The organism is Bacteroides sp. D1, from assembly GCF_000157095.2.
GTDB classification, from domain to species: Bacteria; Bacteroidota; Bacteroidia; order Bacteroidales; family Bacteroidaceae; genus Bacteroides; species Bacteroides xylanisolvens.
Genome location: NZ_JH114330.1, coordinates 24,984 through 38,646, shown reverse-complemented (window position 1 = coordinate 38,646; position 13,663 = coordinate 24,984). Strand labels below are relative to the sequence as shown.

10 protein-coding genes and 1 pseudogene are annotated in these 13,663 nt (G+C 43.2%); 5 read left to right on the top strand and 6 right to left on the bottom strand.

Going from position 1 to position 13,663, the window contains the following annotated elements:
• Positions 1-47: 47 nt before the first annotated feature.
• Positions 48-2,225: a DNA topoisomerase 3 gene (locus BSAG_RS22305; RefSeq protein ID WP_004313571.1), complete on the top strand. Its 2,178-nt coding sequence runs from the start codon at positions 48-50 to the stop codon at positions 2,223-2,225.
• Between the two features lie 109 nt (positions 2,226-2,334).
• Positions 2,335-4,371 (top strand): hypothetical protein, encoded by a 2,037-nt coding sequence (locus tag BSAG_RS22310; protein ID WP_004313572.1) that lies wholly within the window; start codon positions 2,335-2,337, stop codon positions 4,369-4,371.
• 27 nt (positions 4,372-4,398) lie between these two features.
• Here the strand turns inward: BSAG_RS22310 and BSAG_RS25875 are convergent.
• Positions 4,399-4,542, bottom strand: a pseudogene (locus tag BSAG_RS25875) (formylglycine-generating enzyme family protein); the annotation flags it as partial.
• A gap of 181 nt (positions 4,543-4,723) precedes the next feature.
• On the opposite strand from BSAG_RS25875, the gene BSAG_RS22315 reads away from it, so the two are divergent.
• On the top strand, positions 4,724-5,782 hold the full coding sequence (locus BSAG_RS22315; RefSeq protein WP_004313574.1) for a linear amide C-N hydrolase: 1,059 nt from the start codon (positions 4,724-4,726) through the stop codon (positions 5,780-5,782).
• A gap of 113 nt (positions 5,783-5,895) precedes the next feature.
• Here BSAG_RS22315 and BSAG_RS22320 read toward each other — a convergent pair whose 3' ends face one another.
• On the bottom strand, positions 5,896-7,260 hold the full coding sequence (locus BSAG_RS22320; RefSeq protein ID WP_004313575.1) for a dipeptidase: 1,365 nt from the start codon (positions 7,258-7,260) through the stop codon (positions 5,896-5,898).
• Positions 7,260-8,336 carry a chorismate synthase gene (gene aroC / locus BSAG_RS22325; protein WP_004313576.1) on the bottom strand — a complete coding sequence of 359 codons (1,077 nt, stop codon included), beginning with the start codon at positions 8,334-8,336 and terminating at the stop codon, positions 7,260-7,262. The genes BSAG_RS22320 and aroC overlap by 1 nt, the downstream gene beginning before the upstream one ends.
• A gap of 162 nt (positions 8,337-8,498) precedes the next feature.
• Here aroC and BSAG_RS22330 point away from each other — a divergent pair, with 162 nt between their 5' ends.
• Positions 8,499-9,065, top strand: a complete 567-nt coding sequence (locus BSAG_RS22330; RefSeq protein WP_004313577.1) for a calycin-like domain-containing protein — start codon at positions 8,499-8,501, stop codon at positions 9,063-9,065.
• A gap of 105 nt (positions 9,066-9,170) precedes the next feature.
• Here the strand turns inward: BSAG_RS22330 and BSAG_RS22335 are convergent, their stop codons facing one another.
• The gene (locus BSAG_RS22335; RefSeq protein WP_008997271.1) at positions 9,171-9,956 is read right to left on the bottom strand and encodes a porin family protein; all 786 of its coding nucleotides are present in this window, start codon (positions 9,954-9,956) and stop codon (positions 9,171-9,173) included.
• 121 nt (positions 9,957-10,077) lie between these two features.
• Entirely contained in the window at positions 10,078-11,163 is a 1,086-nt protein-coding gene (locus BSAG_RS22340; protein ID WP_004313579.1) for a PCMD domain-containing protein, read from the bottom strand.
• A 133-nt stretch (positions 11,164-11,296) separates the two neighbouring features.
• Between BSAG_RS22340 and BSAG_RS22345 the strand changes: the two genes are divergently transcribed.
• Positions 11,297-12,583 carry a serine dehydratase subunit alpha family protein gene (locus BSAG_RS22345; protein WP_004313580.1) on the top strand — a complete coding sequence of 429 codons (1,287 nt, stop codon included), beginning with the start codon at positions 11,297-11,299 and terminating at the stop codon, positions 12,581-12,583.
• Positions 12,584-12,710: 127 nt separating this feature from the next.
• On the opposite strand, the gene BSAG_RS22350 is transcribed toward BSAG_RS22345, so the two are convergent.
• A complete protein-coding gene (locus tag BSAG_RS22350; RefSeq protein WP_004313581.1) occupies positions 12,711-13,289 on the bottom strand; it encodes a peptidylprolyl isomerase in 579 nt (192 codons plus the stop codon).
• Positions 13,290-13,663 lie beyond the last annotated feature (374 nt).

Sequence of the window (13,663 nt, the reverse complement as noted above, 5' to 3'; positions counted from 1 at the left end):
TTCGTGTAACTTTGCAAATTGATAGTTTAAAAACAAGAAGAGAAAAAATGATAGTTTGCATAGCCGAAAAGCCGTCTGTAGCACGTGATATAGCCGAAGTACTCGGCGCTCATACCAGAAAAGAAGGATATATAGAAGGAAACGGATACCAGGTGACCTGGACATTCGGGCATCTTTGTACCCTGAAGGAGCCACATGAATACACCCCTAACTGGAAATCATGGAGCTTGAGCAGTCTGCCGATGATTCCGCCACGTTTCGGTATCAAGCTGATTGGGCATGATCCGGGTATTGAGAAGCAGTTTCATGTGATAGAGTGGCTGATGCAGAATGCGGATGAAATCATCAATTGCGGTGATGCCGGGCAGGAGGGAGAATTGATTCAGCGCTGGGTGATGCAAAAAGCTGGCGCACGCTGTCCGGTGAAGCGCCTGTGGATTTCTTCGTTGACGGAAGAAGCTATTCGTGAAGGATTCTCGAAACTGAAAGACCAAGCTGAATTTCAATCACTTTACGAAGCCGGTCTTTCCCGTGCGATGGGTGATTGGCTGTTGGGAATGAACGCTACCCGTCTTTATACCCTTAAATACGGTCAAAACAAACAGGTGCTCTCTATCGGTCGTGTACAGACACCGACGCTGGCATTGATTGTCAACCGTCAATTGGAGATAGCCAATTTTGAACCCAAACAATATTGGGAACTGAAAACAAACTATCGTAATACCACTTTCTCTGCACTCATTCGCAAAAGTGATGAAGAAATTGCCGCGGAAGAGGAAAAGAACGGCGGAAAAAAGAAAATAGATAACCCGGGCATCGACCCTATTGCCAACCGGGAAGAAGGCGAAGCATTGGTAGAACGTATTAAAGACCTACCTTTTGTAGTCACCAATGTCGGCAAGAAAGACGGGAAGGAATACGCTCCACGTTTGTTCGATTTGACTTCCCTTCAGGTAGAATGTAACAAGAAATTCGCTTATTCGGCCGATGAAACACTGAAACTGATCCAGTCTCTTTATGAGAAGAAAGTGGCTACCTATCCGCGTGTGGATACCACTTTCTTGAGCGATGATATTTATCCGAAATGTCCTGCTATCCTGAAAGGACTCCGTGATTACGAAGTCTTGACAGCTCCGTTAGCTGGCACTACACTTCTTAAATCAAAAAAGGTATTTGACAACTCGAAAGTGACGGATCACCATGCCATTATCCCAACCGGAGTCTATGCTCAAAACTTGACGGATATGGAACGTCGTGTCTACGACTTGATAGCCCGTCGTTTTATAGCCGTGTTCTATCCGGACTGTAAAATTTCTACTACCACCGTAATGGGAGAAGTGGATAAGATAGAGTTTCGGGTAACCGGAAAACAAATTCTGGAACCGGGATGGCGTGTCGTGTTTGCCAAGGAAGTAAAAGACCCTACTGAAGAAAAAGAGGAAGAGGATGAAAATGTACTTCCTGCTTTTGTGAAGGGTGAAAGTGGTCCTCATATTCCGGACCTGAATGAAAAATGGACACAGCCGCCCAGACCTTATACTGAAGCAACCTTGCTTCGTGCAATGGAAACAGCCGGAAAACTGGTGGACAATGATGAACTTCGCGATGCTTTGAAAGAGAATGGTATCGGTCGTCCGTCTACCCGTGCTGCAATCATTGAGACGTTGTTCAAGCGAAATTATATCCGTAAGGAAAGAAAGAACCTGATTGCCACCCCGACAGGAGTGGAGTTGGTGCAGCTTATTCACGAAGAATTATTGAAATCGGCAGAATTGACAGGTATTTGGGAAAAGAAGTTGCGTGAGATTGAAAAGAAAACATACGATGCCCGCCAGTTCCTCGAAGAACTAAAGCAGATGGTTTCAGAGATCGTAATGAGTGTACTTTCTGATAATACGAATCGACGCATAACTATTCAGGACGCAGTTGCTGCAAAAGCCGAAGAGAAAGAGAAGAAAGAACCTAAAAAGCGTGAACGAAAACCGAGTACACCGAAAGAAAAGAAACCAAAAGCGGAAAAAACGACGAATGAAGTGAAGACTGATTCGCCCGGTTCTCCTGCTCCGGTGGCCATGGCAGCTTCAACTCCTTCTACGGCAGGTGAGGTAGATGCGTTTGTAGGTCAACCCTGTCCACTTTGTGGTAAAGGAACCATCATTAAAGGGAAGACTGCTTACGGGTGTTCGGAATGGAGAAATGGATGTACTTTCCGGAAGAATTTCTAATTTTCCGCACAGTAACAAGGTAAAGTGTATGGCTGAAATAGTTTAGTGGAAAACTACTTGATTTATAGAAAAATACACTATATTTGTACATAAATCTATATGGACTACTATGAACCGTTTTGCAAACTACTACAAGAAGATATTCTCGCAAGAGTATATAGATCGCACCATTTCGGGCGGTATCAAGTCACAGCTCACCTTGCTACTCGTTACCATTGCTACGGCGCTGGCTATCTTTTTTATTATCGCGATGCTCTTTTCCATCCAATTGCATGGACACGAGGAATGGGGAGAAAGGCTCTGGGCAGTGTACAACAACTTTGTCGATCCCGGTAACCAAATAGAAGAGACTGCCTGGCCTAACAGGATATTAGTGGGGCTTATCAGCATTTCGGGATCCGTTTTACTGGGCGGTGTGCTCATCTCTACTATCTCTAATATTATAGAGCGGCGTGTGGGAGTGGTATACGCGGGGCGAATGACCTACCGTAATATAAAAAATCATTATGTACTGATCGGATTCAACGAATTGTCTATCAATATGATACGTGAACTGTATGACGAATGTCCTTCGGCACGTATTTTGCTGATGAGCGGTATGGAGTCGGCAACGGTGCGGCATCGTATACAGTCGGCCCTGCCTGTTGAAGTTGAGCGACAAGTGCTTGTTTACTTTGGCAACATTGAGTCGATCGAAGAACTTCAGCGGTTGAACATAGAGAGTGCTATTGAAGTATATGTGCTGGGTGATGAAGAACGTTACGGGCGCGATGCTAAAAATATAGCTATTGTGCACTTGGTAAGTACTCTGCGTGGTAAATGTTATGATGGTAAGATGATGCCTGTGTATGTACAGTTTGATAGCATCCCTTCGTATTCTAACATACAGAAAATGAATCTGCCGCCCGAAGTCTTTTGTATAGAAGGCAAGCCTAATATTTTCTTTCGGCCCTTTAATCTCCATGAAAACTTGGCCCGGCAGCTATGGAGCCTTTATGGAGCTGATTGTGAAAGGCGTTATGATCCGCTGGATTATCGCCCCATAAGCATTACACAACAACCTGATGGAAGTTGGAGTGCTACCAGTCAAGACTATGTGCATCTGGTTATCGTGGGATTCAACCGAGTGGGACGTTCGTTGCTACTCGAAGCATTGCGTATCTGTCATTATGCCAATTATGATGACCGTCTGCCTGCAGATGAACGTATACGTACCCGTATCACTTTAGTGGATCGCGAGATGGAGGCACAGAAAGACTACTTCAAAGCTCAATTCCCCTATATAGAGAGCCAAATAGATGATATTGAGGTGGAATATTGCCATGATGATATTTGCAGTACTGCTATGCGTACCCGCCTGCAGCAGTGGGCACAAAATAAGCATTGTATGCTTACAGTGGCCATTTGTGTGCATGATCCTGATTTGAGTCTTTCATTAGGACTCAACTTACCACATGAAGTTTATCAGTATCAGTGTCGTGTGCTAATCCGTCAGGAGTTTAATAATGATTTGTCGTCGATGGTGGACGACGAGAAGGGACGCTATCGCTATGTCAAGGTGTTTGGTATGGTAGACAGGGGAATAAAGAAAAACATCTTGCAAGATAAACTGGCTTTGTATGTGAACTACTTATACGATTGTTGTTATGCTGATGAAAGCCTCAAACAAAAAGAGGTATTGAAGAAGATGTATGAATCCTATGGTAACCATTCTGCCGACTTTATTTTGATGAACCACCAGGCGCAGTATTTGTGGAATAAACTAAGCGAGCCGTTGCGTTGGGCTAACCGCTATCAGCTGGATGCCTATAGTGTATTTTGTCGCACACTGGGCTACGGCATCAGACGGAGTGACCACTCACCGGCACACATATCCGAATCTATGTTCAATGAAGATCTGCCAGCTCAAGTTTTGTATCTGTTAGTACGCATGGAGAAGTACCGATGGAATGCCGAGCGTACGGTGGCCGGCTGGAGACGTGCTAAGGTGAAGGATAAGGTATTTTTGCAACATCCTCTTATTATGCCTTTCAGCGAATTACTACAAAAGTATCCCGAGGAGGTAGAGAAGGATGCTGATGTAATTTATAATCTGCCCTACATACTGGCATTGGGAGGATATGAGCTTTATAGATTGGCCGATTAATAAGCCGACTTAACATTTATACATAAGTTAGAGAGACACTACTAACCGCAACCCGTAATCAATATCCCACCGTTGTGGGGTCACTCCATAACGGCTGGTGACTTTACAGTATTTCTCGAAGGTGTAATAACTGCCTCCGCGTAATACTTTATGCATATCCTTTTCATTTATTTAATATCTATCGCTAGAAATGAGTTCTGCGATGATAACTATCATGCGTCGAAAACCAAAAACTTCCTCATTCACTGAATAAATTCTTTTTTTTCATTAAAATCATCTTTCTTGTAGGCAATAATCGTGGCATATTTGTTATTTATAAAATGAGAGTATCAATTATTTAAATAGAAAGAATATGAAGAAAAGATTAGTAGGAGTTGCATTGGTGTTGGCTGCCGTCTCTTTGGGGAGTATACAGCCTGTGGAAGCATGTACGCGTGCAGTATACATAGGTCCTGATCAGATGGTGATAACGGGGCGTACCATGGACTGGAAAGAAGATATCATGACGAATATCTATGTGTTTCCACGTGGTATTCAGCGTGCGGGACATAACAAGGATAAAACGGTGAACTGGACTGCCAAATACGGAAGTGTAATTGCCACAGGATATGATATTGGTACTTGCGATGGAATGAACGAGAAAGGATTGGTGGCGAGTCTGCTTTTCTTACCGGAATCTATTTACTCTCTTCCCGGTGATACCCGTCCGGCAATGGGAATCAGCATTTGGACACAGTATGTGCTTGATAACTTTGCTACGGTACGCGAAGCCGTGGATGAACTGAAAAAAGAGACTTTCCGGATTGATGCTCCCCGTATGCCGAATGGGGGACCGGAATCTACCTTGCATCTGGCTATAACCGATGAAACTGGGAATACGGCTGTATTGGAATATTTGGATGGAAAATTAAGTATTCACGAAGGGAAAGAATACCGGGTGATGACAAATTCTCCCCGATATGACTATCAATTGGCTATTAATGATTATTGGAAAGAAATTGGTGGCTTACAGATGCTACCGGGAACAAATCGTGCGAGTGACCGCTTTGTCAGGGCTTCTTTCTACATTCATGCCATTCCGCAAACTGCTGATGCAAAAATTGCAGTTCCCAGTGTATTGAGTGTGATGCGTAATGTTTCCGTGCCATTTGGTATTAATACGCCGGAAAAGCCTTATATTTCTTCTACCCGTTGGCGTTCCGTTTCCGATCAGAAGAATAAAGTGTATTATTTCGAATCTACTTTGACACCAAATATGTTTTGGCTGGACCTGAAGAAAATAGATTTTAGTCCGAAAGCAGGGATTAAGAAATTGTCTCTGGCAAAGGGAGAGATTTATGCAGGTGATGCAGTGAAGGATTTGAAAGACAGTCAATCGTTTACTTTCCTTTTCCAGACTCCGGTTATGTAATTTGTTGGTATCTGTAAATATATAAAAAGAGCGGTGGACGGGTTTGTAATCATACACTTGTCCATCGCTCTTTTTTATATACCGTTTGTAATTAGACTTTTTGTCTGTCCGCTTTATCGTCTGGCATACTCCTGATGAAATTCAATGACTGCCTCTATCCCTTTACGGAAAATATCCAGTGAAAAGTTTTCGTTTGGTGAATGGATGGCGTCTGATTCCAAACCGAATCCCATCAATACAGTTTTGATTCCCAAGACTTGTTCAAAAGTAGAAATGATAGGAATACTACCACCACGGCGTACTGCCAGCGGTTTCTTTCCGAAAGCAATTTCAAAGCCTTTTTCGGCAGCCTGATAAGCAGAAAGCGAAATCGGGCATACGTATCCTTGTCCTCCATGCATTGGAGTCACTTTCACCTGAACAGTTTCCGGAGCAATGCTTGAAATATACTCTGCAAACATCTGCGAAATCTTATGATGATCCTGATGCGGAACTAATCGGCAGGAAACTTTGGCATACGCCTTTGAAGGAAGTACGGTTTTAGAACCTTCTCCCGTATATCCGCCCCAAATGCCACATACGTCAAAAGACGGACGACAGCTGTTACGTTCTAATGTGCTGTATCCTTTTTCTCCGAAAAGCTCTTTTACGCCGATTGCTTCTTTGTATTTCTTTTCGTCAAAAGGAATATGCGCAATCATTTCCCGTTCGGCTTGCGGAACTTCTTCCACATCGTCATAGAATCCGGGAACGGTAATCCGTCCGTCAGCATCCGTCACCTTGCTGATAATCTGGCAAAGTGTGTTGATGGGATTAGCCACCGCACCGCCGAAATGTCCGGAGTGTAAATCACGGTTCGGCCCAGTCACTTCTATTTCCCAATAAGCCAGTCCGCGAAGACCGGTTGTTAAAGACGGAAGTTCAGCTCCCAGCATACTCGTATCTGAGACAAGGATGACATCTGCCTTCAGCAACTCTTTGTGCTCTTCGCAGAAAGCTTCCAGGCTGGGTGAGCCTATTTCTTCTTCACCTTCGAAGATGAATTTTACATTATTCTTCAGCAATCCGTTTTTGACGAGATACTCGAACGCTTTCACCTGGATGAATGATTGTCCTTTGTCGTCATCTGCTCCACGCGCCCAGATATATCCGTTCCGTATTTCCGGTTCAAATGGTTGGCTCTTCCAAAGTTCCAGCGGTTCGGCCGGCATTACATCGTAATGAGCATAAACCAATACGGTCTTTGCGTCCGGGTCGACCATCTTTTGAGCGAAAACAATCGGATTGCCCTTTGAGGGCATCACCAATGCTTCGTCTGCTCCAGCTTCAAGTAACAACTGCGCCCAGCGTTCTGCACAAGCCAGCATATCATCGTGATGCTCCGGCAGAGCACTGATACTGGGGATACGGATGAGACTGAACAGGTCATTCATCATTTCCGGTTCGTGCGCTATTATGTATTTCTGAATTTCGTTCATTACAGTTGTGTCGTTTTATCCAGTAAGTAATAATCAAGTATAGTCATGGCGGCCATTGCTTCCACGATAGGCACGGCACGGGGCAGTACACAAGCGTCATGGCGTCCGCGTGCTTTCAGGGTGGTGTCGATACCATCAATGTTGACGGTTTCCTGTTCCATCAGCAACGTTGCAATCGGTTTGAATACTACACGGAAATAAATATCCTGACCATTACTCAATCCTCCCTGGATACCTCCGGAGTGGTTGGTATGTGTCTCGATGCGTCCGTTGTTATTATAGAAAACATCGTTCTGTTCGGAACCTTTCATTTTTAGTCCTTTGAATCCTTCGCCGTATTCGAATGCTTTGGCAGCATTGATGCTTAACATGGCGTTGCCCAAGGCAGCATGGAGTTTGCCGAAAACAGGTTGTCCAAGTCCGATGGGGCATCCCTTGATGACGCAGGTCAGTGTGCCGCCGATGGTGTCACCTTCTCCTTTCACCTTATATATAAGGTCTGCCATTTCTTTTGCTTTTTCCGGGTCTGGACAACGTACATCGTTTGTTTCTATTAAATCGAGGTCGTAATCCGAGTAAGTACCCTCCAGCTTGATAGGACCTACCTGTGAAGTGTAAGCTGTGATGCTGATGCCCAGTTGACGAAGCGCTAACTTAGCCAATGCACCGGCTACCACGCGCGAAATCGTTTCGCGTGCGGAAGAACGTCCGCCGCCACGGTGGTCACGGATTCCGTACTTCACTGTGTACGTGTAATCAGCGTGTGAAGGACGATATACATTTTTCAGATTGTTGTAGTCATTGGAGTGTTGGTTTTCATTCCAAACGATAAAACCAATAGGGCATCCGGTGGATTTCCCTTCAAAAATGCCTGAAAGAAACTCAACTTTATCAGCTTCTTTACGTGCAGTGGTAAGAATGGATTGTCCCGGACGGCGGCGATTAAGTTCTTGTTGTACAAATTCTTCGTCGATGACAATTCCTGCCGGAAATCCGTCAATCACTCCTCCAACTCCTTTTCCATGAGACTCACCGAAACTTGTGAGCCGAAAGATATTGCCAAATGAATTAAACATAGTTGTGGCTTTTTTAAAATTACTATATGCAAATATAACAAAGTTTTCGATAAGAAAGTTGTGAACTCGAAATATCTTCGAAAAAGGAAGCATATTGAACCTTTTTTCTTCTTTTTAGTTTATAAGGGACGAAATTTATTATAATAACTAAACCAAAGACGTATGAAAAAGAATCTATTGTATTTATTGGCATTGGTCTGCTCTCTTACTTTCTTTGCTGCTTGTAGCAGTGACGATGACGACAGTGATAACAAGAATAATGGGAATCCTCCTGAAGAGGAAGCTGCGATAACGGCTCCGGATGTAGTCGGAACGTATTGGGGAAATCTGGATATATCCATGATACCGGATGGTTCTGACCAGGAAATTGTCATAGGAGATGGAATAGAGAAGTTTATCACTCTCTCGCAAGTCAGCAATACGGAAGTGAAGATTGAATTGAAGGAGTTTGAACTGTTTATCAACCAACAGATCCTGAAATTTGGAGATATTGTTGTTGATAAGTGCGAAGTGAAGAAGGGGGAAGGGGTGTCTACATTTACCGGACAGCAAGACCTTACGTTTGAGGGAAATGCCGCTGCTTTGGGTACCTGTCCTGTAACTGTTACGGGAACGGTAGAAGATGGAAATGCAGACATGACCATTAACGTGAAAGTGTCTACATTGCAACAGACTGTAAAAGTGACCTATTCCGGAGTGAAACAGGTGGCGGAGTCTGGTGGAAATTAATTCCTTATTCACCACAGATTACACAGATTAACACAGATTGATTTATAAGTCATAGACTATCAATATAAATCAATCTGTGTTAATCTGTGTAATCTGTGGTGAGACTTAAAATGCGTACCCAAAACCTATATTCAAATAGATAGGATACATTGCAAAAGTGATTGTATTAAAATCGCTTTTAAATATATCGTTCAATCCCCAGGTGAGATCAGCATACACATTGAGGTGCTTGAAAGCTCGCCATCCGGCTCCCACCTGTAATCCCCACTGGAAATGTCTCAAGTCGTCCGAGAAATCGTAGGTTGCAATTTTGCCGTCGGTAAATTCTACTTTCGGACCGGTGGGATCATCTTCCCGCAAATATCCTTCGTATACATGACCTGAAAATTCTCTTGAAAGCAGATACGAGAAATAAGGTCCGGCTTTGATGTTCCATCGGTTACTTAGTTTGTAGGTAGCCATTAGAGGTATAGTCAGTCCGGCGGTATGTACTTTGGTTTTCACTCCGCCCGTCCATACTCCGCTGATTCTTTCACCTCCTTGTCCGAGAATTTCCATGTTGTAATTTTTTACGGTGGCTTCGGTGGTCATTGCTTTGTTTTCGAGCCGGAGTCCGACTATGATTCCGAGTTTGTTCTGAACGGCAATCCATTTGGTTACTTCGCCCCCTATGCTGATGGCCAGTGTCGGGTTATATCCGTCAATCGAACGGATTTCTACCGGAAGGGGAAGCGGGGCTGTGCCGCCAATGCTGAAACCTGCTTTGATTTCATATTCCAGTCCGTGAAGGGCGGAACGGATCAGCGTTTCATTTCGGTCTACCTGTGAATAGCCGGGGAGAGCTATTCCTATACAGGCTAATAAACTGAATATATACGGATAGATTTTCATCATTATGGTTGTTATAAAGTTATTTAATTCCGTTCGTTTGATAATGTGCACGTTTTGTGTGGGTACATTGCTTGAGTGTATTATGAGGTATTGTTATGGAAAATCCTTCATCGAAATCCCGCTAATTTTCCGAGTGATAGATTAACTCGGCCTCGTCGATCAGTAATGTACTTCCGATTGCTCCGTTAAAATGATCTCCTTCCAGACTTGAGGTAAACACAATGGCTATATTATATTTCCCATCCCTTAGCTTCTCCTTATCAATGAATTTTCCGGGGAGAGTGATGAAAGGAAGTTTAAAGTAAGTCCATTCGTTCGTTTCTTTGGCATTATTAATCCGTGCTGTTGAAATCAGGTTCGGACTGGTGAATGCATTCGTTCCGTCGAGAGTGGGAACAGATTCACTGGTTTCGTACATGATGGCATATATGTCACAGATGTCCCGTTTCCCGTTCACAGGTTTTCCTCCCTCTGTAAACTGATCTCCTGCTTTGTATTTATAATAACCAGCTAGATAAGTGGGTACATGCCGGAAAGGGAGGCCGAATTTAGTCGCTTTCAGTGGATTGCTCATTGCGTTACTCACATCGAAAGAACCGATAAACAGATTTCCTGCTGCAATAGGCATTCCTGCTAGCTGACCGAAGAATCCGGTACTGCGTGTCACTAAGGAGAGGCATTTGCCGGCTTTTCCGTCCGTTATTTGGAAAGTGGGATAATCATCGGCTGTTTTGGCTACTCCGGTCATGGCATAACCCGCATTTCCGCTGGCCCATTCCATGACGACCTTATCTCTTTCGCGTTCTACAAATATGTAGTACTTCTTTCCGCCCAGTGTATCTTCGAAGTTATAGTTCGTGGCAAGTTCCGTGTCGATCACTGATACTGTATATGCTTTTTTCCAAATACCGTCGGCAGCTGTGACAGTATATTCCTGTGGGGTATTGAAATTTCGTTCTGTGCCGCTAAGTGGACTGATCGTAGCTCCTGGAGTCAATGTAAATTCAGGTTTGAGTTCTGAAATATCAGTTCCCGGACCGACAAAGATAGTTATGGAATTATTGTTAATAATAGGGCTGGTTGTCATGGCTACTCCCGGTAGTATACAACTTAATATGTCTGCTTCTGCATTGAGAGCTTCTTCGCGGATGCATGAAGAGGAAACAATAGCTAGTAGCAAATAGACAATTACGTGTTTTGCTTTCATTTTTCTATCAATTCTTTCTGTTAAAGTTTGGTATATGGGAGATTTTATAACAATATGAGATTTTATTTGTTCATTATAGAATGTTGGAAAAGAAAGAATTTCCTATTTTTGTGGAATCAAAACTTATAAGTCTATGACTGAATCAGAAAGAAGGCAAATTATAGAATTGATTAAGAAGGAGGTCATTCCGGCTATCGGATGTACGGAACCTATCGCAGTAGCACTTTGTGTAGCTAAAGCTGCCGAAACACTGGGAGCGAAACCGGAAAAGATAGAAGTCCTGTTAAGTGCTAATATATTAAAGAATGCCATGGGAGTCGGAATACCGGGAACGGGTATGGTCGGGCTTCCCATAGCGGTTGCTTTGGGTGCGTTGATTGGCAAATCAGATTATCAGTTGGAGGTATTGAGAGATTGTACGTCGGAAGCGGTGGAACAGGGAAAACTGTTTATCGCAGAAAAACGGATTTGTATTTCTCTAAAAGAAGATATTACGGAAAAGCTTTATATCGAAGTAATCTGTAAAACGGAAGATAAAACGGCTAAAGCCATCATTGCCGGTGGACATACTACCTTTATATATATAGCCAAAAATGAACAAACGTTGCTCGACAAGCAACAGACAGTCAGCGAGAAAGAGGAAGAGGCTTCGCCCGAACTAAACTTGCGTAAAGTATATGACTTTGCACTGACTGCTCCGCTGGATGAAATCCGTTTCATCCTTGACACAGCCCGTTTGAACAAAGCTGCTGCCGAACAAGCCTTTAAAGGTAACTACGGACATTCTTTAGGGAAAATGCTTCGGGGAACTTATGAACATAAAGTGATGGGGGATAGCGTGTTTTCTCATATCCTCTCTTATACGTCGGCTGCCTGCGACGCCCGTATGGCCGGTGCTATGATTCCTGTAATGAGTAATTCCGGCAGTGGTAATCAGGGGATATCCGCTACACTTCCTGTCGTTGTCTTTGCAGAAGAAAACGGAAAAAGTGAAGAAGAACTGATTCGTGCTTTAATGCTTAGCCATCTCACTGTTATATATATCAAACAAAGTTTGGGACGTCTGTCTGCTTTGTGTGGTTGTGTGGTAGCTGCCACAGGTTCCAGTTGTGGAATCACCTGGTTAATGGGAGGAAACTACAATCAGGTTGCCTTCGCTGTTCAAAATATGATTGCCAATCTGACAGGAATGATTTGTGACGGCGCAAAACCGAGTTGTGCTTTGAAGGTAACCACCGGAGTTTCGACAGCCGTACTGTCTGCCATGATGGCAATGGAAAACCGTTGTGTGACTTCTGTAGAAGGAATTATAGATGAAGATGTAGACCAAAGCATCCATAACCTGACAAGAATCGGCTCGCAAGCCATGAACGAAACGGATAAAATGGTACTTGACATCATGACGCACAAAGGATGCTGATTTTAAGTATTAGGTATCAAGTATTAAGTATTAGGTATTAGCCGGAATGACGGCATAAAAAAAGTATTAAGTATTAAAACTCCGGCTATATCCGCACGGAATTAATACTTAATACTTTATACTTCAATTAATGACAGTGTCCGCCTTCGCAACCGCAGTCGTCGCCACAGCCATCACCGCAGCTGTCGCATCCGCAACCGCAACCACCTTCGCCACTCATCATTTTCACCAATTCCTGGATTTCTTCGTTGGTAGCAGGACGGCTTTCCAGTATTTCACCTTCGAAAATCAGGTCGGCACCAGCCAACGGGTGATTGAGGTCAACTACTACAACATCCGGTTTGATTTCTACTACGCTGGCATTTACGCGCTGACCGTCACCAGTCATCAAAGGTACGATGTTACCTTCTTTAATACGTTCGCTGTCAAACTTGCCATCTATTTCAAAAATATTTTTGGGGAGGTCAATAACGTGTTGTTCGTCATATTGTCCGTAAGCCTTATCTGCCGGAATGGTAAAATCAAATTTATCACCTTTAGAAAGAGCAGTTATCTGATTTTCGAAATCTTCGAGTGTTGTTCCTAATCCTGAAATGAATTGAAAGGGATGTTCTGCTTTTGCTTCTTCGAACAACTCTTTTTCACCATCTTCCATTGTATATAGTTTGTATGCAACGGTAATGTACTTGTTTTCTACTGTTTCCATCTGATCTTTTTTGTTTCTGATTAATAATTCCCGTAAATACGGGTCTACAAAGATACGAATTATTTGCTTGTACTCTGGTATAGGGAGGGTAAATTTCAGATTATTAAGTGCTTTTGTCAGAAAAAGAAAGTGAGGTGCGCAGTTAGATAATAGTTGCAAATTTAACCTTTAAGTGATAAAATAGAGAAATAATACCTCTCTTTTCTTACAATTATTCGCTTTTAAGTGATTTTTTTCTTCGATTTGTTTGGATATAATAAAAAAGCCCTTACCTTTGCAGCACGAAAATAAAGAAAAGAAGATATGAATATGTTACATACATCTATTAACCTAGCAGTCCTGCATATTATTCGCGTCGTGGTGGTCCCATCAAG